General features: G+C 75.3%; 27 protein-coding genes and 2 riboswitches. Of the genes, 17 read left to right on the top strand and 10 right to left on the bottom strand.

Annotation, left to right across the window (positions count from 1 at the left end; translation table 11 throughout):
- Both A6V29_RS08845 and A6V29_RS08840 read right to left on the bottom strand, forming a co-directional pair.
- A partial coding sequence (locus A6V29_RS08845; protein ID WP_137159956.1) for an FAD-dependent oxidoreductase occupies positions 1–501 on the bottom strand: 501 nt, incomplete at its 3' end.
- The gene (locus A6V29_RS08840; RefSeq protein WP_137159955.1) at positions 498–1814 is read right to left on the bottom strand and encodes a purine-cytosine permease family protein; all 1317 of its coding nucleotides are present in this window, start codon (positions 1812–1814) and stop codon (positions 498–500) included. The genes A6V29_RS08845 and A6V29_RS08840, both read right to left, overlap by 4 nt.
- Positions 1804–1916, bottom strand: a riboswitch (TPP riboswitch). (Overlaps the previous gene by 11 nt.)
- A 31-nt stretch (positions 1917–1947) precedes the next feature.
- Here A6V29_RS08840 and A6V29_RS08835 point away from each other — a divergent pair.
- From A6V29_RS08835 to A6V29_RS08810, 6 genes are all read left to right on the top strand, one after another.
- On the top strand, positions 1948–2538 hold the full coding sequence (locus A6V29_RS08835) for a TenA family protein (protein ID WP_137159954.1): 591 nt from the start codon (positions 1948–1950) through the stop codon (positions 2536–2538).
- Entirely contained in the window at positions 2535–3170 is a 636-nt protein-coding gene (locus A6V29_RS08830) for a TenA family protein (RefSeq protein ID WP_137159953.1), read from the top strand. The genes A6V29_RS08835 and A6V29_RS08830 overlap by 4 nt, the downstream gene beginning before the upstream one ends.
- A riboswitch (TPP riboswitch) is annotated at positions 3163–3259 on the top strand. It overlaps the preceding gene by 8 nt.
- On the top strand, positions 3228–4037 hold the full coding sequence (thiM, locus tag A6V29_RS08825; RefSeq protein ID WP_170977782.1) for a hydroxyethylthiazole kinase: 810 nt from the start codon (positions 3228–3230) through the stop codon (positions 4035–4037). Its footprint overlaps the riboswitch before it by 32 nt.
- Positions 4034–4687 carry a thiamine phosphate synthase gene (thiE, locus tag A6V29_RS08820; protein WP_137159951.1) on the top strand — a complete coding sequence of 218 codons (654 nt, stop codon included), beginning with the start codon at positions 4034–4036 and terminating at the stop codon, positions 4685–4687. Before thiM ends, thiE begins: the two co-directional genes overlap by 4 nt.
- Complete coding sequence (thiD, locus tag A6V29_RS08815) at positions 4684–5520, top strand: bifunctional hydroxymethylpyrimidine kinase/phosphomethylpyrimidine kinase (protein WP_137159950.1); 837 nt, start codon at positions 4684–4686, stop codon at positions 5518–5520. Before thiE ends, thiD begins: the two co-directional genes overlap by 4 nt.
- A 228-nt stretch (positions 5521–5748) precedes the next feature.
- A complete protein-coding gene (locus A6V29_RS08810; protein ID WP_137159949.1) occupies positions 5749–6261 on the top strand; it encodes a VOC family protein in 513 nt (170 codons plus the stop codon).
- A gap of 122 nt (positions 6262–6383) precedes the next feature.
- Here the strand turns inward: A6V29_RS08810 and A6V29_RS08805 are convergent, their stop codons facing one another.
- Positions 6384–7397, bottom strand: coding sequence for an NADP-dependent oxidoreductase (locus tag A6V29_RS08805; protein WP_137159948.1), 1014 nt, complete (start codon positions 7395–7397; stop codon positions 6384–6386).
- An 88-nt stretch (positions 7398–7485) separates the two neighbouring features.
- Between A6V29_RS08805 and A6V29_RS08800 the strand changes: the two genes are divergently transcribed.
- The 3 genes from A6V29_RS08800 to A6V29_RS08790 all read left to right on the top strand — a co-directional run bounded on the left by A6V29_RS08800 (position 7486) and on the right by A6V29_RS08790 (position 10758).
- Positions 7486–8400: a haloalkane dehalogenase gene (locus A6V29_RS08800; protein WP_137159947.1), complete on the top strand. Its 915-nt coding sequence runs from the start codon at positions 7486–7488 to the stop codon at positions 8398–8400.
- On the top strand, positions 8397–9524 hold the full coding sequence (locus A6V29_RS21910; protein ID WP_283956347.1) for a class I SAM-dependent methyltransferase: 1128 nt from the start codon (positions 8397–8399) through the stop codon (positions 9522–9524). The genes A6V29_RS08800 and A6V29_RS21910 overlap by 4 nt, the downstream gene beginning before the upstream one ends.
- A 265-nt stretch (positions 9525–9789) precedes the next feature.
- Complete coding sequence (locus tag A6V29_RS08790; RefSeq protein ID WP_137159946.1) at positions 9790–10758, top strand: anti-sigma factor RsbA family regulatory protein; 969 nt, start codon at positions 9790–9792, stop codon at positions 10756–10758.
- A gap of 13 nt (positions 10759–10771) precedes the next feature.
- On the opposite strand, the gene A6V29_RS08785 is transcribed toward A6V29_RS08790, so the two are convergent.
- From A6V29_RS08785 to A6V29_RS08770, 4 genes are all read right to left on the bottom strand, one after another.
- The gene (locus A6V29_RS08785; protein ID WP_137159945.1) at positions 10772–12589 is read right to left on the bottom strand and encodes a sensor domain-containing diguanylate cyclase; all 1818 of its coding nucleotides are present in this window, start codon (positions 12587–12589) and stop codon (positions 10772–10774) included.
- Positions 12590–12670: 81 nt separating this feature from the next.
- Positions 12671–13684, bottom strand: coding sequence for an ATP-dependent DNA ligase (locus A6V29_RS08780; RefSeq protein WP_137159944.1), 1014 nt, complete (start codon positions 13682–13684; stop codon positions 12671–12673).
- Between the two features lie 73 nt (positions 13685–13757).
- Complete coding sequence (locus A6V29_RS08775; RefSeq protein WP_137159943.1) at positions 13758–14138, bottom strand: MerR family transcriptional regulator; 381 nt, start codon at positions 14136–14138, stop codon at positions 13758–13760.
- The gene (locus A6V29_RS08770; RefSeq protein WP_170977781.1) at positions 14138–15613 is read right to left on the bottom strand and encodes a SulP family inorganic anion transporter; all 1476 of its coding nucleotides are present in this window, start codon (positions 15611–15613) and stop codon (positions 14138–14140) included. The genes A6V29_RS08775 and A6V29_RS08770 overlap by 1 nt, the downstream gene beginning before the upstream one ends.
- Positions 15614–15767: 154 nt before the next feature.
- Here A6V29_RS08770 and A6V29_RS08765 point away from each other — a divergent pair, with 154 nt between their 5' ends.
- Positions 15768–16280 (top strand): DnaJ family domain-containing protein, encoded by a 513-nt coding sequence (locus A6V29_RS08765; RefSeq protein WP_170977780.1) that lies wholly within the window; start codon positions 15768–15770, stop codon positions 16278–16280.
- Here A6V29_RS08765 and A6V29_RS08760 read toward each other — a convergent pair.
- Together A6V29_RS08760 and A6V29_RS08755 are read right to left on the bottom strand one after the other, a co-directional pair.
- On the bottom strand, positions 16241–16909 hold the full coding sequence (locus tag A6V29_RS08760; protein ID WP_137159940.1) for a response regulator transcription factor: 669 nt from the start codon (positions 16907–16909) through the stop codon (positions 16241–16243). The two genes, A6V29_RS08765 and A6V29_RS08760, sit on opposite strands and share 40 nt — an antisense overlap.
- The gene (locus A6V29_RS08755) at positions 16906–18078 is read right to left on the bottom strand and encodes a sensor histidine kinase (protein ID WP_137159939.1); all 1173 of its coding nucleotides are present in this window, start codon (positions 18076–18078) and stop codon (positions 16906–16908) included. Before A6V29_RS08755 ends, A6V29_RS08760 begins: the two co-directional genes overlap by 4 nt.
- A 181-nt stretch (positions 18079–18259) precedes the next feature.
- Here A6V29_RS08755 and A6V29_RS08750 point away from each other — a divergent pair, with 181 nt between their 5' ends.
- The 4 genes from A6V29_RS08750 (at position 18260) to A6V29_RS08735 (ending at position 21306) form a co-directional block, all read left to right on the top strand.
- Complete coding sequence (locus tag A6V29_RS08750; protein WP_137159938.1) at positions 18260–18859, top strand: hypothetical protein; 600 nt, start codon at positions 18260–18262, stop codon at positions 18857–18859.
- 447 nt (positions 18860–19306) lie between these two features.
- The gene (locus tag A6V29_RS21235) at positions 19307–19705 is read left to right on the top strand and encodes a dihydrofolate reductase family protein (protein WP_212719163.1); all 399 of its coding nucleotides are present in this window, start codon (positions 19307–19309) and stop codon (positions 19703–19705) included.
- Positions 19706–19801: 96 nt separating this feature from the next.
- Complete coding sequence (locus A6V29_RS08740) at positions 19802–20356, top strand: hypothetical protein (RefSeq protein WP_137159937.1); 555 nt, start codon at positions 19802–19804, stop codon at positions 20354–20356.
- Positions 20357–20373: 17 nt separating this feature from the next.
- Positions 20374–21306 carry an oxidoreductase gene (locus A6V29_RS08735; RefSeq protein WP_137159936.1) on the top strand — a complete coding sequence of 311 codons (933 nt, stop codon included), beginning with the start codon at positions 20374–20376 and terminating at the stop codon, positions 21304–21306.
- Positions 21307–21392: 86 nt separating this feature from the next.
- Here the strand turns inward: A6V29_RS08735 and A6V29_RS08730 are convergent, their stop codons facing one another.
- On the bottom strand, positions 21393–21848 hold the full coding sequence (locus A6V29_RS08730) for a winged helix-turn-helix transcriptional regulator (RefSeq protein ID WP_137159935.1): 456 nt from the start codon (positions 21846–21848) through the stop codon (positions 21393–21395).
- An 85-nt stretch (positions 21849–21933) separates the two neighbouring features.
- Here A6V29_RS08730 and A6V29_RS08725 point away from each other — a divergent pair, with 85 nt between their 5' ends.
- The 3 genes from A6V29_RS08725 (at position 21934) to A6V29_RS08715 (ending at position 24484) form a co-directional block, all read left to right on the top strand.
- Positions 21934–23409 (top strand): DHA2 family efflux MFS transporter permease subunit, encoded by a 1476-nt coding sequence (locus tag A6V29_RS08725; protein WP_170977779.1) that lies wholly within the window; start codon positions 21934–21936, stop codon positions 23407–23409.
- A complete protein-coding gene (locus A6V29_RS20790; RefSeq protein WP_170977778.1) occupies positions 23406–24164 on the top strand; it encodes a thioesterase family protein in 759 nt (252 codons plus the stop codon). Before A6V29_RS08725 ends, A6V29_RS20790 begins: the two co-directional genes overlap by 4 nt.
- 116 nt (positions 24165–24280) lie before the next feature.
- Positions 24281–24484: a hypothetical protein gene (locus tag A6V29_RS08715; RefSeq protein WP_137159932.1), complete on the top strand. Its 204-nt coding sequence runs from the start codon at positions 24281–24283 to the stop codon at positions 24482–24484.
- Positions 24485–24489 lie beyond the last annotated feature (5 nt).

Genomic DNA, 24489 nt, shown 5'->3' with positions numbered 1-24489 from the left:
CCCCGCGGCGGCGACCGCGGCCAGCAGCGCGGCGTGCACCGCCCGGCCGTCCACGGAGTGGTCGCCGTCGACCTGCAGCCCGCCGCGGACGCGGGGGGTGAGGGCGGGTTCCCGGCGGCGGGCCTCCCGGGGCGTGAGCCGCTCGGCGGCCAGCCCCAGCTCCCGCTGGAAGCCGTGCAACGCGTCCAGTTCGCGGACGTCGTCCTCGTCGAAGCCCACCACCAGGGTGCCCGCGGTGCGCAGCCCCACCGGCATGCCGGAGGCCGCCTCGAGCTCCGCGGCGAACCCCGGCCAGCGGGCCAGCGAGGCCAGGCCCAGCCGCAGCAGCGGCTCCTCGCGGTAGCCCGCCTCGGCCACCGGCGCGAGCATCCCGGCCGCCGCGGCGGACGCCCCGGTGCCCGGGGCGTCGTCGACGACGGTCACGGACAGCCCGCGCCGCGCCACCTGCCAGGCCACCGCCAGCCCGACCACACCGCCGCCGGCGATCACGACGTCGCTCATCGGCGTCGGCCGGCCAGCGTGATCGGCAGGGTCAGGGCCACGGCGACCGCCAGGCCCACCAAGGACGCCGACCAGCCGTTGCCCGGGTCGATGCCGAGGTCGGCCTGCCGCGCGCTCCACCACGCCGTCCAGCCCGACCCCGGACCGGGGAAGTAGGTCGGCAGCGTCAGCTGGTACGCGATGAACCCGGCCGCCCAGGGCAGCAGGTGCAGGGGCCGGGCGGGCGCGGTGTCGGAGGTGTCCCAGCGCCCGCGCGGGGTGAGCCAGTACGCGACCAGGAGCACGCCGGCCAGGGGCACGAAGACAGCGCCGATGAGGAAGAGGAACGGCTCGTACGCGGCGACGTCGAGGCTGAGCGCCAGCGTCGTCGCAGTGCCTCCGACGGCGACGACGAGCACCCGCCGGTCCAGCCGGCCGACGACGTTCTGCGCCGACACCGCCGTCGAGTACAGGTTGGCGAAGGCCTCGTCGAGCTCGACGCTGACCAGCACGAGCACAGCCAGCGCCCCGAGCGGCACGGCCAGCAGCGCGTCGATCACGTCGAACCCGGCGCTGCCGTAGGCACCCAGCGCCAGCACGCCGAGCGTGAACATCGCGACGGTGGCGATCCCGTAGCCCACCCCCGCGCCGACACCGGCGGAGCGGGCGCTGCGCGCGTGGCGGGTGTAGTCGGCGGCCAGCGGCAGCCACGACACCGGCAGGGCGATGACGACGTCGGCCGCCGTCCAGAACGAGGTCGCCCCGCCTCCCTCGAGCGGCGGCAGCGGCTCGGCCAGCACCTGCACGAACAGGTAGGCCACGGCGGCCAGCGCCACCCAGACCGCGTAGCGGGCGAGCACCCGGACGACGGCGAGCGGCCAGATCGCCATCGCCGTCGCCAGCACGCCGGCGGCGAGGACGAACGGCCAGCGCGGCGCATCCAGCACCCGCGAGGCGGCCTCGGCGATGATGACGATCTCGAACGTCGCCCAGCCGATGCACTGCACGAGGTTGAACGCGGTGGGCAGCCACGACGTGCGCCGTCCCAGCAGCCCGCGCAGCAGGACCATCCCCGGCACCTGCTCCCGCGCGCCGGCCGCGGCCACCAGCCCGAGCAGCAGCGACCCGATGGCCGCGCCGACGACGATGGCGGCGAGGGTGACCCCCAGCGGCCGGCCCGGCAGCACGACGAAGACCGCCGCCACCGGCAGCAGCAGGCTCACGCCGAGGTTGGCCCAGAGGCCGAGCGAGTCGGCGAGGCCCAGCGTGCGCGGCGGCGCCTCGTCCAGGGTGAGGGGTGCGTCCGGGGTGCGGACGTCCGAGGACATGCTCATGACTGCTCCCTACGCCGGCATTACCCGGTCAGGTTCCAGCGGTCGGCGACGCGTCCAGTCGCCCTCTCAGCCCGGTCGACCCGAGCTCCCGCACATGCGCCGTCACCATACGCACGCCGTATGGTTCCGCGCCATGCCGGCTTCCGACCTGCTCGTCCGCCACGCCGACGCCTGGCGCCGGGCCTCCCGCCACCCCTTCCTCGACGCCGTCCGCGACGGCACCGTGCCCACCGCCGCGTTCGACACCTGGCTGGTGCAGGACGCGCACTTCGTCGCCGACCTGCTGCGCTTCCAGGCCCGCCTGCTGGCCCGCGCGCCCCGCGCGGCGCAGCCGGTGCTGGCCGGGGGCTGCGTGGCGCTGGTCGAGGAGCTGGCGTGGTTCGAGGAGCTCGCCGCCGCCCGCGGGCTCGACCTCGACCGGCCGCGGCTGCCGGCCACCGAGGACTACGCGCGGCTGCTCGAGCGGCTCGACCGGGCCGACGTCCCGACCGCGCTCACGGCGCTGTGGACGATCGAGCGGACGTACCTGGATGCGTGGTCCTCGGCGCTGCCCGGCGCATCGGAGTACCGGGAGTTCGTCGCGCACTGGACGGCGCCGGGGTTCGCCGCGTACGTGGCCGACCTCCAGGCCGCCGCCGACGCGGCCGGGCCGGTCGACGACGGGATCTTCCTCGAGGTCACCGCCGCCGAGGCGGCGTTCTGGTCGACGGCGCTGCCGGCATGACGCTCTCCGCCGAGCTGTGGGCAGACAGCGTCGACCTCGCCCGCGCCGCCGAGGCGCACCCGTTCGTGACCGGCATCGCCGACGGCTCGCTGCCCCGGGAGAGGTTCGCCGACTACATCGCCCAGGACGCCTTCTTCCTCGAAGCGTTCGCCCGCGGCTACGCCCTCGGCATCACGCACAGCCCCGACCGGACGACGCTGGAGGCGTTCGCGGATCTGCTCGCCGGCGTCCTGGCCGAGCTGCGGCTGCACGACGACTACGCCGCCCGGTGGGGCATCGACCTGGCGGGCGTGGAGCCGGCATCGGCGACCCTGGCGTACACGGAGTTCCTGCTGGCCACGGCCGCCCGGGGCGACGTCGCGCTCACCTGCGCGGCGCTGATCCCGTGCATGCGGCTCTACGCCCACCTCGGCGCGGCGCTGGCCCCGCACGCGAGCGGGCCGTACCGGGAGTGGGTCGACACCTACGCCGCCCCGGAGTTCGAGGAGCTCGCCGTCACCCTGGAGGCGCTGCTGGACCGGATCGCGTCGGACACCCCCGCGGTGCGGCGGGCCTACCGGCGAGCCATGCAGCTGGAGCTGGACTTCTTCGGAGCCGCCGCCCGCGGGTGGGGTAACGTCGCCGCCGAGTGACACGGGGTGTCCGCCGTCGAGCGGGCTGAGAGCACACCCGTCGAACCTGACCAGGTCATGCTGGCGAAGGGATGTCACGGCGTGGATGCCGATGCGTTGACCACTGCCCGATCGGCGCTGATGGCTGCCGCGCCGCTGGTGCACTGCCTGACCAACACCGTGACGCAGACGCTGATGGCGAACGCCCTGCTCGCCGTCGGCGCCGCCCCCGCGATGGTGGACGAGCCGCTGGAGGCCGAGGGGTTCGCGGCCGTGGCCTCGGCGGTGCTGGTGAACCTCGGGACCGTGAACGAGCGCACCGCCGTCGCAATGCGCCTGGCCGCCCGCTCAGCCTCGGCAGCGGGGACGCCGTGGGTGCTGGACCCGGTCGCCGTCGGCGGGCTGGCCTTCCGCACGGACCTGGCCACCGAGCTGCTCGACGCGCGGCCGGCCGTCGTGCGCGGCAACGCCTCGGAGATCATGGCGCTGGCCGGCGCCGGGGCGGGCGGGCGCGGCGTGGACTCCGCGGCCGCGGCCGAGGACGCGCTGGACGCCGCCACGGCCCTGGCCGCCCGCACCGGCGGCGTCGTGGCGGTGAGCGGGGAGACCGACCTGGTCACCGACGGCTCGCGCACGGTGCGGATCGGCGGTGGATCGGCGCTGCTCACCCGGACGACCGGCGCGGGGTGCGCCCTCGGTGCGCTGGTCGCCGCCTACCTCGGGGCAGGCGGCGACGCGTTGACCGGCGCGGTCGCGGCCCACGCGCACGTGGCGCTGGCCGCCGAGGCCGCGGCGCGCGTGGCCGCCGGGCCGGGCACCTTCGCCCCGCTGTGGCTGGACGCGCTCGACAGGGTCACCGATCTCGGCCCCGCGCGGGTGACGGCGTGAGGCCCGCCTTCGACCCGACGCTCTACCTGGTCACCGACACCGGGCTGGCCGGTGCCCGGGGTGTGCCCGACGTGGTGCGGGCCGCGGTGGCTGGGGGCGTCACGGCGGTCCAGGTCCGCGACAAGACGGCGTCCCGGCGCGAGCTCTACGCGCTCACCCTCGCCGTCCGCGAGGCGCTGTCCGGAACGCCCGGGGTGGCGCTGTTCGTGGACGACGCCGTCGACGTCGCCCTGCTGGCCGGCGCAGACGGCGTGCACATCGGCCAGGACGATCTGCCGCCCGTCGAGGTGCGGGCGCTGATCGGCCCCGACAAGCTGCTCGGCTTCTCCGCCGGCGACGACGACGAGATGGCCGTGGCGCTGGCGCTGCCCCCGGGCACTGTCGACGTCGTCGGCATCGGGCCGGTGTGGGCGACGCCCACGAAGCCGGACGCGGGCTCGGGGCTCGGGCCCGAGCGGGTGGCCGAGCTCGCGGCCACCGCCCGGGCCGGGGGCCTGCGCTCGGTGGCGATCGGCGGCATCGACGCCGCCCGGGCCCCGGAGGTGACCGGCGTGGACGGCATCTGCGTGGTCTCGGCGATCTGCGCCGCGCCCGATCCGGAGGCGGCCGCCCGCGCGCTGCGGGCCGGCCTGGATGGGGCGCCGGCATGACCCCCGTGGCGCTGACCGTCGCCGGGAGCGATCCGAGCGGCGGGGCCGGCATCCAGGCCGATCTGAAGACCTTCAGCGCGCTGGGCGCCTACGGCACCGCCGTCCTCACCGCTCTGACCGCGCAGAACACCCGCGGGGTCACCGGCGTCCACCCGGTGCCGCCGGCCTTCGTCGGCGACCAGCTCCGCGCGCTGCTCGACGACGTCGAGGTGCACGCGTGCAAGACCGGCATGCTCGGCAGCGCCGGCGTCGTCCGGGAGGTGGCGTCCGTGCTGGCCGGCCGGGCGGCCGGCCCGGTCGTGTGCGACCCGGTCATGGTGGCCACGAGCGGTGACCGGCTCGTGGACGACGACGCCGTGGCGGCGGTCCGCACCGACCTGCTGCCGGTCGTCGACCTGGTGACGCCGAACGTGCCCGAGGCCGCGGCGCTGCTCGACGTGTCGCCGGCGCGGACGGTGGAGGAGATGGCCGGGCAGGCCGAGGCGCTCCTCGGGCTGGGCCCGCGGGCGGTGCTGCTCAAGGGCGGCCACCTCGGCGGGGAGGAGAGCGTGGACGTCCTGGCCACCCCGTCCGGGACCGTGCGCACGGTCCGGCCCCGCCTGAGCACCGACGCCACGCACGGCACGGGCTGCACCCTGTCGGCGGCGATCGCCGCGCTGCTGGCCCGGGAGCGGGCCGGCGTCGTGCCCGTGGCGGCGGAGGTCGCGGGGTGGACGCCGGTGGTGGAGGCGGCCCGGGACTACCTGCAAGCGGCGCTGGAGGGCGGCGCGACGCTGGGCATCGGCTCCGGCCACGGCCCCCTGCACCACTTCGCCGGCATCTGGCCCACCTGACGCCTCCCGCTTCTCCGCGGAGAAGCAGCCTGAACTTCCGCGGAAAAGCAGCCGGCTTTTCCGCGGAGAAGCAGGTCAGAGGACGACGCCGAGGAGCAGGTGGGCGTTGAGGCCGACGATCAGCGCGGCGATGACGCTGCCGACGACGGCCGATCCGACGGGGAATACTTGATCCTTCAACTAAGTTGTCGGAGGCAGATCCCACCGCCGCCCGTCAGGAGCCCCGTCATGCCGGTTCAGCGCCTCAACCACGCCGTCCTCTACATCCGCGACGTCGAGCGCAGCCTCGCCTTCTACCGCGATGTCCTCGGCTTCCGGGTCCAGGTCGAGATCCCCGGCCGCGCGGTCTTCCTCCAGGCCGAGGGGTCCACCAACGACCACGACCTCGGGCTGTTCGCCGTCGGCGCCGACGCCGGCCCCTCGGCCGCCGGCCAGGGCACCGTCGGCCTCTACCACCTCGCGTGGGAGGTGGACACGCTCGCCGAGCTCGCCCGCATCCGGGGCGCCCTGCAGCGGGCCGGCGCGCTGGTCGGGGAGTCCGACCACGCCACCACCAAGGCCCTGTACGCCAAGGATCCGGACGGGATCGAGTTCGAGGTGTCCTGGCTGCTGCCGGCCGACCTCATCACCGACGACGTCCGCGCGCAGGGCGCCACCACCCGGCCGCTGGACCTGGCCCGGGAGATCGAGCGCTACGGCGCGGAGACCCGCGGCGGCGTCGGGGTGTCGGTCCCCGTCTGAGGCGCGGGCCACGGGCCGGGCGGCATCTCTCACCGTGCCGGGGACTTCGGGACGTTGCCGGCGTGATCTCGCCGCCAACGTCCGGAATCGGCCCGCAGAGCCGGCCCCCGGAGCCGGCCGGGTCAGTCGGCCAGCTTGACGATCATCTTCCCGGTGTTGCCGCCGCGCAGGAGGTCGAGGAACGCGTTCACCGCGTCGTCGAGCCCCTCGCGCACGGTCTCGCGGACCACCAGCTGCCCGGAGGTCACCAGCGGCGTCACCTTCTCGACGAACTCGTCGCGCAGGTCGTTGTGGTCGCTGACGATGAAGCCGCGCAGGCTCAGCTTCCGGCCGACCATCAGCCCCATGTTGCGCGGGCCGGGCGCCGGCTCGGTGGCGTTGTACTGGGAGATGGCGCCGCACAGCGCGGCCCGGCCGAACTCGTTGAAGGCGCCGATCGCGGCCTCGAGGTGCTCGCCGCCGACGTTGTCGAAGTAGACGTCGATGCCGTCCGGGGCGGCCTGGGCGAGCAGCTTCGCGACCGGGCCGTCGTGGTAGTCGAAGGCCGCGGTGAAGCCGAGGTCGTCGAGCAGCCAGCGCACCTTCTCGGGGCTCCCGGCGCTGCCGATGACGGCCGAGGCGCCGTTCAGCCGGGCGAGCTGCCCGACGATGCTGCCGACGGCACCGGCGGCACCGGAGACGAAGACGACGTCGCCGGCCTTGAACTCCGCCAGCCGGAACAGGCCCACGTACGCCGTCATCCCGGGCATCCCGAGCACGCCGAGGTGGTAGCTGGGCGGGATGCCGGGGAGGTCGGGCAGCACCTGCACCGCGCGGGCGTCGAGGACGGCGACGTCCCGCCAGGCGGCGTTGGTGGAGACCAGCGCGCCCTCGGCGACGTCGGGGGAGCGGGACTCGACGACGCGGCCGATCGCTCCGCCCTGCATCGTCTCGCCGACCTCCCAGGCGGCGGCGTAGGACTTGCCCGCGTTCATCCGGCCGCGCATGTACGGGTCGACGGACATCGCCAGCATCCGGACGACGACCTGGCCGTCGGTCGGGTCGGGGTGCTCCACCTCGACCAGGCGGAAGTCCTCGGGCTTCGGCTCGCCGTGCGGTCGCGCCGCCAGCTGCCACTCACGTGCGGTGATGGTCACCCCCGGATCATGCCCCGGCAGCCCCCCGCGCCCTCGGACGGGGTCCGACCCAGGCATGGGAAGCTCCGGTGACTGGCAAGGTGCACGCATGGAGATCCTCCGGACGCCCGACGAGCGCTTCGCCGACCTGCCCGACTTCCCCTGGACGCCGCGGTACGTCGAGGTCGACGACGGCGACGGCGGCCGTCTGCGGGTGGCCTACCTCGACGAGGGCCCGGCCGACGGCGAGACGGTGCTCCTGCTGCACGGCGAGCCGTCCTGGTCGTTCCTCTACCGGCACATGATCCCGGTGCTCGTCGACGCCGGGCTGCGCGTCGTCGTCCCCGACCTGGTCGGCTTCGGCCGCTCCGACAAGCCGGCGCAGCGGTCCGACCACAGCTACGCCCGCCACGTCGGCTGGATGCGCCAGGCGCTGCTGCACGAGCTGGACCTCCGCGACGTCACGTTCGTGGGCCAGGACTGGGGCGCGCTGATCGGCCTGCGGCTGGTCGCGGAGCACCCCGAGCGCTTCGCCCGCGTGGTCATCGCCAACGGCGGGCTGCCCACGGGCGACCGGCCGGTCACCGACGCGTTCCTCGCCTGGCGGAGGTTCTCCCAGGAGTCGCCCGACTTCCAGATCGGCCGGGTCGTGAGCAACGGCAGCGCCACGCAGCTCCCGCCGGAGGTGGTGGCCGCCTACGACGCGCCCTTCCCCGACGACAGCTACACCGCCGGGCCGCGGGTGATGCCCGCCCTCGTCCCGGCCGAGCCCGACGATCCGGCCGTCGCGGCGAACCGCGCGGCCTGGGAGGTGCTCGCCGGCTGGGAGAAGCCGTTCCTCACCGCCTTCTCCGACGGCGACCCGATCACCCGCGGCGGCGAGCGGGTGTTCCAGAAGCTCGTCCCCGGCGCGCAGAGGATGCCGCACACCACGCTGGCCGGCGGGGGGCACTTCCTCCAGGAGGACGTCGGCCCGGAGCTGGCTCGCGTGGTCGCGGATCTCGTCGCGAGCACGCCGAGGTGAGCTCACCGGCCGACCTCTTCGACCGGCTCCGCCGGGATCCCGACGTCGAGGCGCCGGAGCTGGTGGCGGTCGACGCCACCGACCGGCTGCTGCTGGACGAGGCGGCGGCCGCTCTCGCGCTCTGCGGGCCGGGCGAGGTCGCCGTCGTCGACGACTCGTACGGGGCGCTGACCCTGGGGGCGACCGCCCTGCACGGCGCCCGCGACGTGCGGGTGGCGCAGGACCTGCTGGTGGGGGAGCGGGCGCTGGCCCGCAACGCCGAGCGCACGGACCTGGCCGGCAGCTACCGGTCGCTGCCGCTCGCGGAGGTGGCGGCGGGCGCCCGGGTCGTGCTGGTGAAGGCCCCCAAGGCCTTGGACGCGTTGCGCGAGATCGCCGAGGTGGTCGCGGCGGCCGCGGCTCCCGACGTCTCGGTCTTCGTCGGCGGCCGGGTGAAGCACATGACGCACGCCATGAACGACGTCCTCCGCGACTCGTTCACCGACGTGTCGGCCACCCTGGCGCGCCAGAAGTCGAGGGTGCTCGTCGCCCGCGGTCCACGCCCGGGGCCGTCGTCCTTCCCCCGCTGCCAGGAGCACTCCGACCTCGGGCTGACGGTCTGCGCGCACGGCGCGGCGTTCGCCGGCACGAAGGTCGACCTCGGCACCCGCGCGCTGCTCCGAGCGCTCGGCGAGATGGCGCCGGACGCGGTGACCGCGCTGGACCTGGGCTGCGGCACGGGGGTGCTGGCCGCGGCGCTGGCGTCAGCACGGCCCGGGCTGCGCGTCACCGCCGTCGACCAGTCGGCCGCCGCCGTCGCGTCGGCCGGAGCGACGGCCGTCGTCAACCGGCTCGACGCGCGGATCGACGTCGTGCGGGACGACGCCGCCGAGACGGTTCCCGACGCGAGCGTCGACCTGGTGGTCTGCAACCCGCCGTTCCACCTCGGCGCCGCCGTCGTCACGACCGCCGCGGACGGGCTGTTCGCCGCCGCGGCGCGCGTGCTGCGCCCGGGCGGCGAGCTCTGGACCGTCTACAACTCGCCGCTGCGCTATCGCTCCGGGCTGAACCGGCTCGTCGGTCCGACGCGCCTCGCCGGGCAGGACCGCAGGTTCACCGTCACCTGCTCCACCCGCCGAGGCTGAGCCGGCGAACCGCCCTACCGGGCGGCCCGAGGACCGGCGGTCGTGGCAGGTCCGACTACCGCCATCGGCTCCGCCGCCCGGATGGCCAGACTCGCGCGGGCGCCCGGAAGAGACCGAGTGGTCCGGAAGCCCGGCACAGCTGGTCGCGGACGCCGGTGACCAACGGGGGCTCCGCGGGACACGACGACGGCGCTGGGAGACATCCCGGCCGGAACGAGGCGAGCACGTGGAACGAGCGGCGCAGGAGAGCAGGGCGCGGTCCGTCGTGCCTGCGCCCCGCTCGCACGGCACCGTCTCGCCCGTCCGCCCGCACGCCGCCGCGGTGGTCGGCTCCGACGAGGAGCTCCTGGCCGCGGCCCTGCCCTTCCTGGAGGCGGGCCTCGCCGCGGGCGACCTGACGGTGCTCGCCTGCCCGCCCGAGGCCGCCGCGCTCATCCGCTCCGGTCTGGGTGCCCGTGCCGGTGCGGTCGAGGACCATCCCCGCATCGCCCTGCTCGACACCCGGGCGCCCGACGCGCTCACCGTCACCCGGCGGCTGCTGGACCGGGCGCGCAGCAGCAGCAGCGGCTGGGCGCGCGTCGTGGGGCAGGTCCAGTTCGGGTCCCGCCCCTGCGACTGGCGCGAGGGCGAGCGCTACGAGGCGGCCGCCAACATCCTGCTGGCCGATCAACCGCTCGCCGCCCTGTGCCTCTACGACACCCGGGTGCTGCCGCCGGAGGTCGTGGACAACGCCGCGGCCACCCATCCGGAGGTCGTCGTCGGCGGACGACGGCAGCCCAGCCCCGGGTTCGGCGACCCGGCGGAGTTCCTGCGCCTGCTGCCGGTGCCCCGGGAGCCGTTCGAGGACGGCGCACCCGTGCTCGCCGTCGCCGACGCCGTCAGCCTGGCCGACCTGCGCCACCGGCTGGGGGCCGCGCTCGCCGCGCACGTGCCCGACCGCGACCTGGCCGACGACCTCCACCTCGCGGTCAGCGAGGTCGCGGCCAACGCGTTCCGCCACGGGCGTCCGCCGGTGTCCGCGCGGCTGTGGGTCGGCACCGGCCACCTGGTCTGCGAGATCGGCGACCACGGCTCCGGGTACACCGACCCCGTGGCCGGCTTCCAGCCCGCGCACGGCCCCGACCTGGCCCGCGGGGGCATGGGCCTGTGGTTGGCCCGCAAGCTGTTCGACCACGTCGACCTGATGGCGGGGAACGGCGGGCTGACGGTGCGGCTCAGCACCCGCGTGGGCTGACGTCCCGCCGGGATCAGCGCCCCGGGCTGACCAGCAGCGTCCGGGAGTCCTTGCCGGAGCGCTTGGCCTCGTACATCGCGGTGTCGGCGCGGTGCAGCAGCCGCTCCGCGTCGTCCTCCGGCGCGCCGAGCGCCCCGCCGATGCTCGCGGTCACAGAGGTGACCGTCCCGCTCAGCGACATGGGTTCCCGGACGCCGGCGACCAGCCGGTCGGCGACGTCGCGGAGCCGCTCGGCCGAGGCGTAGGTCAGCAGCACGGCGAACTCGTCGCCCCCCAGCCGGGCGACGACGTCGTCGGTGCGGACGTTGGCGGCGAGCCGGGCCGCGACGGTGATCAGCAGGTCGTCGCCGGCCGCGTGGCCCAGGGAGTCGTTGACGGCCTTGAAGTCGTCGAGGTCGACGAAGAGCACCGCGGGCGGGGCGGCCGGGTCGATCGCGGCCGTCGCGGCCTCGAGCCGCTCGGAGAAGGCGGAGCGGTTGAGCACCCCGGTGAGCGGATCGGTCCGCGCCTGGCGGCGGAGCTCCTCCTCGAAGAGCTTCCGGTCGGTGACCTCGCGCAGGTTGACCACCCAGCCGCTGATCGCGACCGTGTCGACCCGGCCGCTGAGCCGCATCTCCACCCAGCGGGTGCCGCCGGAGCTGTGCTCCAGCCGGACGTCGACGTCCACGGCGCCGATCGAGGTGCCCTCGGCCCGGCCGACGGCGGTCACCGCCGCGCGCAGCCGCGCCTGGTCCCGCGGATCGGCCAGTTCGATGGCGTTGCGGCCGATGAAGTACGCGGGCGGGCGGCCGAGCAGGGACTGGACGGCGGGACTCATGTACGTGACCGTCCCGGTGCCCGACTCGACGATCGCGACGACGTCGGCGGCGTTCTCCATCAGCAGCTGCAGGCGGGCCTCGCTGTCGACGAGCGCCGCGCGGGTGAGCTCGCGTTCCCGGGTGAGGCCGTAGACCCGCCACAGCGCCAGGCCGGTGAGCGCCGCGCTCCCGACGCCGAGCAGGTAGCCCTGCCCGCCGTGGTGGATCCCGAGCATGAACAGGAGGGCCGGGCTGACCAGGAGGGTCGCGCCGATGCCGACCACCCGGCCCGCGGTGACGGCGTCCGCCGCGTCGGCCCGCTGGCCCATCTGGCTCACCGACGGGTGCCGGCCGGCCAGCACGATGGCCGCGACGGCGAACAGCGTCACGTCGTCGAAGATCGTGGCCTCGTCGGGCAGGCCGGTCGCGAGCTGCACCCCGAACCCCACGACGATGCACAGACCGCCGACCAGCAGCGCCTGGGCGCTGATCGAGCGGCTGGTCCCGGCGAAGGCCAGCGGCACGCCGACGAGCAGCACGACGGCGGTGAGCAGCGGGAGGCCGGCGCCGGCCTCGTCGATGCCGGTCGTCCCCGCGGACGCCACCACGGCGAGCGCCCCGCCGAGCAGCAACCCGATGGCGTCGGCCCAGGTCTCGAGGTCGCGCCGCGGCCGGCCGGCGACGAGCTGGGCGACCGCGGCCGCCACCAGGCAGCCGTAGGCGACGACGTCGAGCGCGACCTCGATGACGCCCAGGAACGGGGGACCGCCGAGCTTGACGGGGATGTCGACGAGGCTGCTGAGCGCGAAGAACAGCAGGCAGCTCGCCAGGCCCAACCAGGCCGCGACGGCGCCGGTCCGGTGCACGCGGATGGCCACCGGGACGGCGGTGAGGCCGATGCCGAGGAGCGCGGCCTCGGCGGCCGCCCGCCAGGCGCCCCGGGGGTCGATCACCATCACGAGGACCACCGCGAGCGCGACGAGCCCGGCGTACCGCCAGGCGGACCGGGCTGCGGAGTCGCCGGAGATGATCATGATGACCCATCGTCCGCCATGCCCCGGACCTTGCGGGTGGTCACCCTCCCGAGGGATCGCCGGGGCCGACCGGCGTGGCGCTCAGGGCAGCGGTGGCAGATCGGTGACGCGCAGGTCCGGCCGGATCCGGAGGAAGCGCAGCGGGTGCCGGAAGACCCCCGCCTGCAGGGCCGCGTCCGCGCTCACCTCGACCACCACGTCCGGGCGCACGCGGGTCAGCGGGACCGACAGCCGGCCGCCGCCGAACCGGCCGGTCCCGATGCGGTCGGGCCACGGGTGGTCGTCGTCGGCAGGCGTGAGGACGGCGGCGAGCTCCGCCGCCTGCCGGGGCGACAGCGGGCTGGTGCGGCCGACGACGACCAGTTCGCCGTCGCGGTACCGGCCGGCGACCAGCTGACTCGGCCGGTCGACCGGCCCGATCACCCCGCCGGCCACCACCTCGGTGCTCTCCCAGCTCTTCACCTTCAGCCACTCGCGGCGGCCGGGCGCGTACCGCGTGCCCGCGCCCTTGGCGACCAGCCCCTCCACGCCGGCCGCCCGGAAGTCCTCGAACCACTGCTGGGCCTCGGTCCGGTCCGCGGTGCTCGGGGACAGCTGCAGCGGCGGCTTCCAGCGGGCCGACAGCGTCTCCAGCTCGGCGCGCCGGCGGCCGAACGTCCGGTCGCGCAGGTCCGCACCGCCCAGGGCCAGCACGTCGAAGGCGACGTAGGAGGCCGGGTGCGCCGCGACCTGGGCGTCGATCCGGCCGGCCGAGGCGACCAGGCGCTGCTGCAGGAGGCCGAAGTCGAGCCGGTCGGCGTGCCAGATGACCACCTCGCCGTCCAGCACCGTCCCGGCGGGCACCTGGGCGAGGGCCGCGGCCGCGACGTCGGGGAACCGGTCGGTGAGGTCGCGACCCTGCTTGGACCACAGCCGCGTGGAGCTCCGGCTCCGGACGATCACCAGCCGGTACCCGTCCCACTTGGGCTCGTAGCGGCAGCCGCCGGGCAGCGCGGACGGCGGCGGGATCTCGCGGACCGGCTTGGCCAGCTGCACGCCCACGGGGCCGGCCAGGTCGGGCGGCAGGTCCGGGAGGCCGGGAGCGGTCAGCGGCACCCGGTCAGCGTGTCCGCTCCCGGGCTCGGCCGCACGGCGGACGCCGGAGGTCACACCCGATCGGGCGTGGAGATCAGGCCAGCCGGGCGGCCAGGTCGGCGGCGAAGCCCTCGGCGACGGCGAGCTGCTCGCGCAGTGCGTGCACCCGGACCGTCGCCGCCTCGTGGAACATCCGCAGCCGGTCGACCAGGACCTCGTCGTCCGGACGCTCAGCGAGGTCGGCCAGGAGGGCGAGCAGCTCCTGCATCTCCTCGAGCGTGAAGCCCAGCGGCTTCATCCGCTTGATCACCTCGAGGCGGGCGACGTCGTCCTCGCCGTACAGCCGGAACCCGCCCCCGGTCCGCGAGGTCGGACGGACCAGGCCGTGCTCCTCGTAGAACCTGATCGTCCGCAGGCTCAGCCCGGTGCGCTCGGCGACCTGCCCGATCTGCAGCAGCCCCGTGCGCGAGGGCATCAGGCGGCGCCGTTCAGCTGGCCGGTGTGCCGCTCGTAGCGGGCCGTGGAGTGCTCGTCGAGCCCCACGAACTCCACCCGCTTGCCGCGGGTGGCGTACTTGTGCGTGATCGCGTCGAGGGAGGCGACGGTCGAGGCGTCCCACACCTGCGCCCGGGAGAGGTCGACGACGACCTCCTCGGGGTCCTCGGCGTAGTCGAACTGCGTGTAGAGGTCGTTGCTCGACGCGAAGAACAGCGCGCCGCGCACGGTGTAGCGCACCGACCCGTCGTCCCCGACCGCGCGCTCGACGTCGACCAGGTGGGCGACCCGCTGCGCGAACAGCACGCAGGCGACCAGCACGCCCACGCCGACGCCGATCGCCAGGTTGGAGGTCGCCAGCGTGACCGCGACGGTGGAGAGCATCACCGTCGTCTCGCTCTTGGGCATGCGGGGGATCGTGCGCAGGCTGTGCCAGTCGAACGTGGCGATCGACACGAAGATCATGACCGCGACCAGGGCGGCCATCGGGATGACGCTCACGACGTCGCCCAGCGCCACGACGAGGACGAGCAGGAAGACGCCGGCGAGGAACGTGGACAGCCGGGTGCGGGCGCCGGACACCTTCACGTTGATCATCGTCTGGCCGATCATGGCGCAGCCGCCCATCCCGCCGAAGAAGCCCGACGCCACGTTGGCCACGCCCTGGCCCCAGGACTCGCGGGTCTTGTCCGAGTGGGTGTCGGTGATGTCGTCGACCAGCTTGGCGGTCATCAGGGACTCCATCAGGCCGACGAAGGCGATGGCGAGCGCGTAGGGCGCGATGATCCGGAACGTCTCCCAGGACAGCGGCACGTCCGGGATCACCAGGCTCGGGAGGCTGTCGGGGAGCGCGCCCTCGTCCCCGACGTCGGGCAGGTCCCAGCCGGCGGCGACGGCGACGGTCGTCAGCACGATGATCGCGACCAGCGGTGCGGGCACGGCGGTGGTGAGGCGGGGGAAGCCGAAGATGATCGCCAGGCCTGCCGCGACCATCGGGTAGACCAGCCACGGCACGTCCACCAGGTGGGTGAGCTGCGCGCTGAAGATCAGGATCGCCAGCGCGTTGACGAAGCCGACCATGACGCTGCGCGGGACGAACCGCATGAGCCGGGCGACGCCGGCCGCGGCCAGCAGGATCTGGAAGACGCCGCCGAGGATGACCGCCGCGAGCAGGTACTCCAGGCCGTGCGAGGCGACCAGCGGCGCGATGACCAGGGCGATCGCCCCGGTGGCCGCGGTGATCATCGCCGGCCGGCCACCGGTGAAGGCGATGACCACGGCCATCACGAAGGAGGAGAACAGCCCGACCCGCGGGTCGACGCCCGCCAGGATCGAGAAGCTGATGGCCTCGGGGATGAGCGCGAGGGCGACGACGAGGCCGGCCAGCACCTCGGTGCGGGCGACCTTCGGGGAGAACCAGGCGGGACGGGCAGGGCTGAGCGCAGGCAGGGTCATGCTCCCGTTTCCGGTGGGGCGCCGACGGCGCGGGTGCAGGTGGTGCCCGGCGGTGACGGCGGGAGCACGCGGATCGCCGTCCATCCTCCCCGAACTCGACCCTCACGTGAGGGTCGGGTGCTGAGTCGTTCATCACGCGCCTACCGTGGACGGGGTGACCGAGCGCAAGCCGCCGGGCGTCTCCTTCGAGACGTGGGTGGAGCACCAGATCACCCAGGCGCGGGAGCGCGGTGACCTCGACGTCCGGGCGGGACGGCCGCTGCCGGCTCGCGAGCTGGAGGAGACCGCCTACGAGTGGGCGCTGAAGAAGGCCCGCCGCGAGGGCGTCGAGACGGGGGACATGCTGCCGCCGGGGCTCCGGCTCCGGCGCGAGCGCGACGAGCTGCCTGAGCGCACGGCCGGGCTGCCCTCCGAGGCCGACGTCCGCGCGCTGGCCGAGGACTACAACGCCCGTGTCGAGGCGTTCTGGCGCCGTCCGCAGGAGAGCCGGTGGGCGCCGCTGCCCGGCCTGGCCGACGTCGAGGCGCTGGTCGCCGCCTGGCGGAGCGCGCACCCGCCGGCGCCGCCCGGGCCCGAGGTCACCGAGGTGGCGGTCCGCCGGCGGTTCGCCTGGCTCCGCCTCCGCCGTCAGCCCGCCGAGCCCGGCCGCACGAGCCCCGACTCGTAGCCCAGGACGACGGCCTGCACGCGATCGCGCAGCTGCAGCTTGGCGAGCACGCGGGCCACGTGGCTCTTGACGGTGGTCTCGGACAGGAAGAGCTCCGCCGCGATCTCCGCATTGCTCCGGCCCCGTGCGAGGGCGCCGAACACCTCGAGCTCCCGGGGGGTCAGCGCGCGCAGCGCGGGGGGCACGCCGGCGCTCGGAGGTGGCCGGCGCACCCAGTCCTCGACGAGCCGGCGGGTCAGCTGCGGGTCGAGCAGCGCGGAGCCGTCCGCGACGGTCCGGACGGCGTGCAGCAGCGCGGCGCGCGGGGAGTCCTTGAGCAGGAACCCGCTGGCCCCGGCGCGCATGGCGGCGTAGAGGTACTCGTCCTCGCCGAAGGTGGTCAGCACCAGCACGCGCGGGCCCGGCCGGCCGCCCTGGAGCAGCTGCCGGGTGGCCTCGAGGCCGTCCATCCCCGGCATCCGGATGTCCATGAGCACCACGTCGGGCCGGTGCTCGGCGGCCGCCCGGAGCGCCGCCCGCCCGTCGGCCGCCTCGGCGACCACCTCGATGTCGTCCTGGAGGTCGAGGATCAGGCGCAGGCCGTCACGCACCATGGCCTGGTCGTCGGCGACGAGCACGGTGACGGTCACGGCCGCTCCCCGCGGGGGAGGACGGCGGTGACGCGGAACCCGCCGCCCTCGCGAGGTCCGGCGTGCGACGTCCCGCCGTAGAGGGCGGCCCGCTCCCGGATGCCCACCAGACCGTGCCCCTCGCGGCCGCCGGGAGCGACCCGGCCGTCGTCGGTCACCTCGATCCCGAGGGCGTCGGCGGTGTAGCCGAGCCGCACGCAGGCCCGGCTCGCGTGCGCGTGCCGCCGTGTGTTGGTCAGCGCCTCCTGCACGATCCGGTAGGCGGCCAGCTCGAGGCCGGGGGAGAGCTCCGCCTGCTCCCCCTCGACCACCACCTCCACCGGCAATCCGGCGTCGGCGGCCTCCCGCACCAGGTCGGGGAGCCGGCGCAGCGAGGGCTGCGGCGCGGTCGACGGCGGCCCGCCCTCGGTGCGCAGCACGCCGAGGAGGCGGCGCATCTCGGCCAGGCCCTGCCGGCCGGTCTCCTGCACCCGCCGCAGCGGCTCGGCGGCGGCCTCCGGCGATCGGGTGAGCAGCTCCTCGGCGGCCTCGGCCTGCACCACCATCAGGCTCATGCCGTGCGCGACGACGTCGTGCAGCTCGCGGGCGATCCGCGACCGCTCCTCGGCGGCGGCGAGCTCGCTCTCCCGCTGGAGCTCGGCCTCCAGGGCCACGCTCCGCTCCTCGACGGCCGACAGGCGCAGCGCCCGCTGCCGGACGAACGCGCCCAGCCCGCCGGCGAGGCCGAAGTAGACGAGCGGGTAGACGAACTCGAACGGCGTGAACGGCGCGGTGCTGGCCTGCAGAAGGGTGAGGACGGCGAGCGCGGCGACCACGACCGCGAGGCCCGCCGCGAGCCGGGCCGGGCGGAGCTCGCGGGCCAGCGTGTACACGCACACCATCACCGCGACGAACGAGGCGAACGTCGGGGGTGCCCCGCCGGTCACGAGCACCTGCCCGACGGTGCCGCAGCACACCGCGACGGTGACCGGCAGCGGCGCGCGGCGCCGGGCGGCCAGCGGCAGGACGGCCAGCAGCGCGCACACGGTCAGCAGCGTCGGGTCGCCCGGTGGCTGCTCGGCGACCAGCTGGGTCACGGCCAGCACGGCCAGCACCGCCGGCACGGCCAGGTCCAGCAGCGGCTGCACCGCCGTCGTCCGGGCGCCCGCGGTCCCTGCCTCCGCCGTCATGGCGTGCAGCCTGCCGTTCCCGCGGGCTCCGGCACCACCTCCTCGCGGCGGAGGTCCCTCGTCCGCGCGGAGGAGGAGAACAGCACGTCGGGCCGACGACGCCGGACACCGGATCCCGGCAGCGTGCTCCCGACGGCCCGACCGGGCCGCGCAACGCAGAGTCAGATCCTGAGGAGACATCGTGGAACTCGCTTCGCTGCTGCGGCCCCTGGCGACGCTCGCCGGCCCCGCCGCCGTCCTGGCCCTCGGCTCGTTCGTCACCGCCCTGGTGGTGACGGGGGAGGACGGCCTCGAGGCCTCACCGCTGGCCACGGCGTCCTCGGCGCTGCTCCTGGTCGCCATGCTGGGCGTGGGGGCGGCCGCCCTCGCCGCGCTGGTCCGGTTGCGCGAGGCCGACCGGGGAACGGCCGGGCCGGCCGTGGCGGTGCTCGGCTCGGTGCTCGTGGCCGGGGGCACCTGGGCGTCGCTGTTCGTCATGCCGGCCCTGGCCTCGAACTTCCCGGAGGCGCTGGAGGTCGAGCTCGCGGAGGTGGTCGTCGGCTACATCGCGTCGTACCTCGTGTTCAGCGTCGGCTGGGTGTGGACCGGAGTCGCCCTGCGGCGCTCCGGCGTTGTGCCCGGCTGGCTCGGCGTCCTGGTGATCGTCGCCGGGGTGGCGGCGTTCGTCCCCTCCCCGGAGCCGGCCCGGCTGCTGCTCATGGGCATCGCCGTGTCGCTGCTCGCGGCCCGCCTGGCGCCCGCGCCGGCTACCGCGGCAACGGTGCCGGCGGCCGCCCGCTGAGCCGGCCTCTCACCCACCCACGGCTCCTCCGTGTCCCCGGGGAGCCGTGGGTGTTCGCCGGTGGCGACGAGGCACGCCCGGGAGCACCGAGTCACCGCCCTGACGCATTCCGGCGGAAGCCCCCTGTCCTGTCGATGAGCTGTCCTGTCGATGAGCAGCGGCCTCGTTCGACGTCTGAGTGAGGAGCGGCCGACGGAGCCGCGTCCCAGGCGGAGGAGAGAGACATGCGACCGCTCGTCGTCACCACGTTCGTCACCCTGGACGGCGTCATGCAGGCCCCCGGCGGCCCGGGGGAGGACCCGTCCGGCGGCTTCTCGCACGAGGGCTGGCTGGTCCCGTTCTTCGACGAGGCCCTGGGCGAGCAGATGAGCTCCTGGTTCACCGGCGCGCAGGACTTCCTGCTCGGCCGGGGGACCTACGAGATCTTCTACGCCTCCTGGGCCGCAGATGATCAGCGACGACCCGGTGTCCCAGGGGCTCAACTTCAAGGCCAAGCACGTCGCTTCGCGGACGCTCTCCGCGGTGGAGTGGGAGACCGCGGACCTGATCGAGGGCGACGTCGGCGACGCCGTCCGGGCGCTCAAGGCGGAGGACGGCGGGGAGCTGCAGGTGCACGGCTCCCCGGGGGTGATCCAGACCCTGCTGGCCGAGGATCTCGTCGACGAACTGCGGCTGGCGATCTTCCCCGTCGTCCTCGGCGAGGGCAAGCGGCTGTTCGGCAGCGGCACCATCCCCCGGACCTGGCGGCTGGCCGCGCAGTCGACCACGCCGACCGGCGTCCTGCTGCTGACCTACCAGCGGGTGGGCGAGGTCGTGACCGGCGCGGTCGGCCCCGAGTACGGGTGACGCCGGCGGTCGGTGCCTCGCGTTGTCGGGTCCGGAGGAGCGTGGTCGAATCCGACGGGCGCGGCTTCGGGTGCCGGCCGCGGGAGGGAGGCGCTGGTGTACCTGGATGCAGTCCTCCCGCGTCCCGAGCACGTCACCCGGCAGTCGCGCTGGATCGCCGCGCCGCCGGAGCGGGTGTGGGACGCCCTGCACGAGGTGCGGCTCTCCGGACTGCCGGTCACGCTCGCGCTCAGCGCCGCCCGCTTCCTGCCGGTGGTGCTCAGCGGCAAGGGGCTCGGCCAGCTGCACGACCGGCCGTTCCTGGACGCGCTGCCGGTGCCGCTGCTGGCCTCCGACCCGCCGTCCTCGGTGGTGTTCGGCGGCGCACTGCAGGCCTGGCGGCTCACCGGCGGTGACGACGGCCCGGACCTCGACGCCGCGCAGCTGCGGGCCTTCACCCAGCGCGGCTGGGTGAAGGCGGCGATGGACTTCCGGCTGACCCCCAGCGGCAGCGGGACGGTGCTGAGCTCGGAGACCCGCGCGATGTCCACCGATGCGGAGACCCGGCGGCGGTTCGACCGCTACTGGCGGCTGATCCGGCCCGGCAGCACCGCCGTCCGCTGGGAGGTCCTGACGGCGGTCGAGCTCAAGGCCACCGGGCGGCTGCCCTGACCTCGGGAGGTAGGCGCGTGGGCTGGACGGAGAAGGACATCCCCGACCTGAGCGGCCGCGTCGCCGTCGTGACCGGCGGCAACGGCGGGCTCGGGTACCAGACGGTGCTCGCGCTGGCCGGTGCGGGCGCGCACGTCGTCGTCGCCGCGCGGGACCCGGAGAAGACCGCGGCGGCGACGGCGCGGATCCGGGAGCGGCACCCGGCGGCGTCGCTGGAGGTCGTGCCGCTGGACCTGGGCGACCTGTCGGTGGTGTCGACGGCAGCCGACGCCGTCCTGGCCGCGCACGACCACGTCGACCTGCTGGTGAACAACGCCGGCGTGATGGCGATGCCGCAGCGCAGCACCGCCGACGGGTTCGAGATGCAGCTCGGTGTCGACCACCTGGGCCACTGGGCGTTCACCGCGCACCTGCTTCCGGCGCTGCTCCGGGCGCCGGCCGCCCGGGTGGTGACGGTGACCAGCACCGCCCGGTTCATGGGCGGGACGGTGCGGCCGGCCGATCCGCACATCCGGCGGCGCCGCTACCAGCCGTGGAGCGCGTACGCGCACGCCAAGTGGGCCAACTACCACTTCGGCCTCGGGTTGCAGGAGCGGTTCGAGCGGGCCGGGGCCGCGGCGGCGTCGCTCATCGCGCACCCGGGGCTGTCGAACACCGACCTGCAGGCGCGGACCGCGCGCGAGGGCGGGGCGGGCTGGACCGGAGGGTTCGCCGAAGCGGTGACGGCGCGGGTGGGGATGAGCCCGCTCGAGGGCACGCGGCCCCAGCTCCGGGCGGCCACCGATCCCGCGGCGCGCGGCGGGCAGCTGTACGCGCCGCGGTTCGGCTCCCACGGGCCGCCGGTGGAGCGGCCGATCCTGCGCCGGTTCGACCTGCGGAGGCGGATCGACGAGCTGTGGGAGGTCTCCGAGCGGGAGACCGGCGTTCCCCTTGTGGTTCCGCCCGCCTGACCGACCGATCCCGTCCCCTCGTTCGGGGAACGAGGCCGCTGGAGAGGCGGCCAGGCCCCTCGTTCGCCGAACGAGGGCTGCCGAGCTCAGCCGTCGGCCGGCACGCGCCGCTCGGGGACGTGGTGCTCGACGCCGCGACCCACCCGCTCGCCGCACACGTCGCACACCCAGGACGCGGTGATGCGGTGACCGTGGTGGTGCAGCTCCACCGGCGGCTGGTCGGCGATGTGCCGGTCGCCCCACTGCATGAGCGCCTGCAGCACCGGCAGCAGATCGCGACCGGCCTTGGTGAGGTGGTAGTCCGAGCGCGGCGGGTTCTCGCTGTACGGCCGGCGCTCCAGCACCCCGGCGGAGACCAGCTCGCCGAGCCGGGCGGCCAGCCGCTCCCGCGGCGCGCCGGTGCCGCGGAGGATCTCGCTGAACCTGTGCGCGCCGAGCGAGACCTCGCGCACGACCAGCAGCGCCCAGCGGTCGCCGACGACGTCGAGCGCGCCCGCGATCGAGCAGCGCCGGCCCGGCAGCCCGTCAAGTCGCGTCGTCATGCCACAAGGTTCGCATACCGAACCAACTCGTGTACGGTCCGGCGCAGTCGGTTCGACGGGCGAACCGGGAACGAGGCGGCGATCCATGCGCGCGACGGCGGAGCAGGCACCCTCCACGGGCGGCGCGCGCAGCCCCGGCCTGGTGTTGCTGGTGGTCTCGGCCGCGGTGTTCCTCTCCGCCCTCGACCTGTTCATCGTCAACATCGCGTTCCCGGTCCTCGGCGAGACGTTCGACGTCTCGACCAGCGCGCTGTCGTGGGTGCTCAACGGCTACACGATCGTCTTCGCGGCGCTCCTGGCGCCCGCGGGCAGGATCGCCGACCGCATCGGCCGGCGACGGGTCTTCCTCACCGGCCTCGCCACGTTCCTCGCCGGTTCCCTGGGCTGCGCGCTCGCGTGGGACGTCGGCAGCCTGGTCGCGTTCCGGGTGGTCCAGGCGTTCGGCGGGGCGATGGTGACGGCGACGTCGCTGGCGCTGCTGCTGCACGCGTTCCCCCCGGCCCGCCGGGCGACGGCGATCGCCGTGTGGTCGATGGTCGGAGGTGTGGCCGCCGCCCTGGGTCCGCCGATCGGCGGGCTGCTGGTGGAGCTGTCGTGGCGCTGGATCTTCCTGGTCAACGTGCCCGTCGGCATCGCGGCGCTGCTCCTCGGCCTGCGGGTGCTGCCGGAGTCGCGGGACGAGAGCGAGACCCGGCGGCCCGACCTGGTGGGCACGCTGCTGCTCATCGTCTCGGTGGGGCTGCTGGCGTACGCCCTGGTGGACGCGCCGGAGCGGGGCTGGGGCAGCGCCGTCGTGGTGGGTGCGTTCGGCGGTGCCGCCGTCGCCGGTGCGCTGGTCGGCCTGCGCGCTGCCCGGGTACCCCGGGGCACGGTGCCGGTGCTGCCCCTGGCGCTGTTCCGGGTGCGCTCGTTCACCCTCGCCAACCTGTCCATCGCCTTCTTCATGGCCGGTTTCGGCGGGATGCTGCTCGGCAACGTGCTGTGGCTGACGGGCGGCTGGGGCTACTCGACCGTCGAGGCGGGCTTCGCGCTCATCCCCGGCCCCGCCCTGGCCGCGCTGACGGCGATCCCGGCCGGCCGGCTCGGGGCCCGCATCGGCTGCGGGCCGGTCGCCGCCGCAGGGACGGCGATCTTCGCCGTCGGCGTGCTGTTCTGGGTGCTGCAGGTGGGGGAGCAGAGCGCGTTCGTGGTCGACTTCCTGCCCGGGCAGGTGTTCACCGGCATCGGCGTCGGGATGACGCTCACCAACCTCTCGGCCGCGGCGTCCTCGTCGCTGCCTCCCCCGGCGCTGGCCACCGGGACGGCGACCTTCAGCGCCTTCCGGCAGATCGGCGCGACGCTGGGCGTCTCGATCCTGCTCGCCGCGGTGGCCGGTGGAGCAGGGGAGCTCGCCGGCGCGAACCGCGGCTGGTCGCTCACCGCCGGCCTGGCCCTCGTCGCGAGCGCGCTCGCGCTGGCCGTCGGCCGCGGGCACCACGCCGACCTGCAGATCGTGCCCGCTCCCGTCGCCGTGCCCGCTCCGGTGCCGGCCCCCCTCGACGGGGCGAGGCGGGTGCCGTGACCCTCGCGCCGAGCGCCTCCGTCGGCGCCGCCCGCCGGGTCACGTTCGACCCCTCCTGGCGGTCGTTCTCGAGCACGCAGGGCGGGCTGGTGGTCGGGCACCTGCTCGCCGCCGCGGCCGAGCTGACCGGGACCGCGCCGCGGGCGGTGGCCGCCCACCTGCTCGGCGGCGTCGTTCCCGAGGTCGAGGCCGAGGTGACCGCCGTCGTCGACCGGGCCGGCCGCACCGGCAGCGTGCGCAGCGAACTCCACCAGTCCGGCGCCGTGCGCGCGGTCGCGCAGGTCCTGACCTCGGCCGCACCCCCGACGGCGCCGGTGGAGCACTACCGGCCGGTGTCGCTGCCGCGGCCGGCGGACGGCGAACCCTTCGCGCTGCCCCGCGAGTACGTCCCGATCGCCGAGCACCTCGAGATCCGGGCCCTGGACGCGACCCGGCCGCTGGCGGGCGGGGACGAGCCCCGGCTGCGCGCCTGGGTGCGGGTCGACGGCGACCTGCCACCCCTGGTGCAGGTGGGCGTGCTGCTCGACGCGCTGCCGCCGTCGCTGTTCGCCGTCCGCACCTCACCGGCAGCGATGCCGACGGTCGAGCTGTCGGCCCACCTGGCCGCGCTGCCACCGACCGGCGACTGGGTGCTGGTCGTTCAGCGCACGGTGTGGCAGGACGACGAGGTCGCGGTGGACGAGGTGGAGCTGCGGGGGCTCGACGGAACCCCGGTCGCACTCGGCCGCCAGACCAGGCGGATGCTCGGCGGCTGAGCGCGGTGGGAACGCGGGACGGGCGGCGGGACGTTGTGCTTCCGACCCGCTTCAGCGGTGCTCCCGCGGTGCCGATGCTGTGGGGGACGTCCCCGTGCCCGACCCGAGGAGGAGCGATGGAGTACCTGCGCCGGCTGCAGATGGAGCGGCCCGCCCTCTTCTGGGTGGTCGTGCTGGTCGCCTTCATCGTCGGCTTCCAGATCCTGCTCCTGATCGCGGGCCTGCTGCTCGGTTCGTTCGGGCTGCCGCCGTGGGTGCCGATCGTCGTCGTCATCGGCGGGCTCGTCCTGGTCGCCCGCGCGCAGCAACGCTCCCGCTGAGCCCC

It is taken from the genome of Blastococcus sp. CCUG 61487, assembly GCF_005222955.1.
Taxonomy (GTDB): domain Bacteria; phylum Actinomycetota; class Actinomycetes; order Mycobacteriales; family Geodermatophilaceae; genus Blastococcus.
The sequence above is the reverse complement of the archived record's forward strand: the minus strand, read 5'-3'. Positions and strand labels throughout refer to the sequence as shown.

Excerpts from the sequence above, each read along its gene's own strand:
- A6V29_RS08840 (WP_137159955.1), bottom strand. The coding sequence starts at position 1,814 with ATGAGCATGTCCTCGGACGTCCGCACCCCGGACGCACCCCTCACCCTG.
- A6V29_RS08835 (WP_137159954.1), top strand. The coding sequence starts at position 1,948 with ATGCCGGCTTCCGACCTGCTCGTCCGCCACGCCGACGCCTGGCGCCGG.
- A6V29_RS08830 (WP_137159953.1), top strand. The coding sequence starts at position 2,535 with ATGACGCTCTCCGCCGAGCTGTGGGCAGACAGCGTCGACCTCGCCCGC.
- thiM (WP_170977782.1), top strand. The coding sequence starts at position 3,228 with ATGCTGGCGAAGGGATGTCACGGCGTGGATGCCGATGCGTTGACCACT.
- thiD (WP_137159950.1), top strand. The coding sequence starts at position 4,684 with ATGACCCCCGTGGCGCTGACCGTCGCCGGGAGCGATCCGAGCGGCGGG.
- A6V29_RS08810 (WP_137159949.1), top strand. The coding sequence starts at position 5,749 with ATGCCGGTTCAGCGCCTCAACCACGCCGTCCTCTACATCCGCGACGTC.
- A6V29_RS08800 (WP_137159947.1), top strand. The coding sequence starts at position 7,486 with ATGGAGATCCTCCGGACGCCCGACGAGCGCTTCGCCGACCTGCCCGAC.
- A6V29_RS08785 (WP_137159945.1), bottom strand. The coding sequence starts at position 12,589 with ATGATCATCTCCGGCGACTCCGCAGCCCGGTCCGCCTGGCGGTACGCC.
- A6V29_RS08775 (WP_137159943.1), bottom strand. The coding sequence starts at position 14,138 with ATGCCCTCGCGCACGGGGCTGCTGCAGATCGGGCAGGTCGCCGAGCGC.
- A6V29_RS08770 (WP_170977781.1), bottom strand. The coding sequence starts at position 15,613 with ATGACCCTGCCTGCGCTCAGCCCTGCCCGTCCCGCCTGGTTCTCCCCG.
- A6V29_RS08755 (WP_137159939.1), bottom strand. The coding sequence starts at position 18,078 with ATGACGGCGGAGGCAGGGACCGCGGGCGCCCGGACGACGGCGGTGCAG.
- A6V29_RS21235 (WP_212719163.1), top strand. The coding sequence starts at position 19,307 with ATGATCAGCGACGACCCGGTGTCCCAGGGGCTCAACTTCAAGGCCAAG.
- A6V29_RS08730 (WP_137159935.1), bottom strand. The coding sequence starts at position 21,848 with ATGACGACGCGACTTGACGGGCTGCCGGGCCGGCGCTGCTCGATCGCG.
- A6V29_RS08725 (WP_170977779.1), top strand. The coding sequence starts at position 21,934 with ATGCGCGCGACGGCGGAGCAGGCACCCTCCACGGGCGGCGCGCGCAGC.
- A6V29_RS08715 (WP_137159932.1), top strand. The coding sequence starts at position 24,281 with ATGGAGTACCTGCGCCGGCTGCAGATGGAGCGGCCCGCCCTCTTCTGG.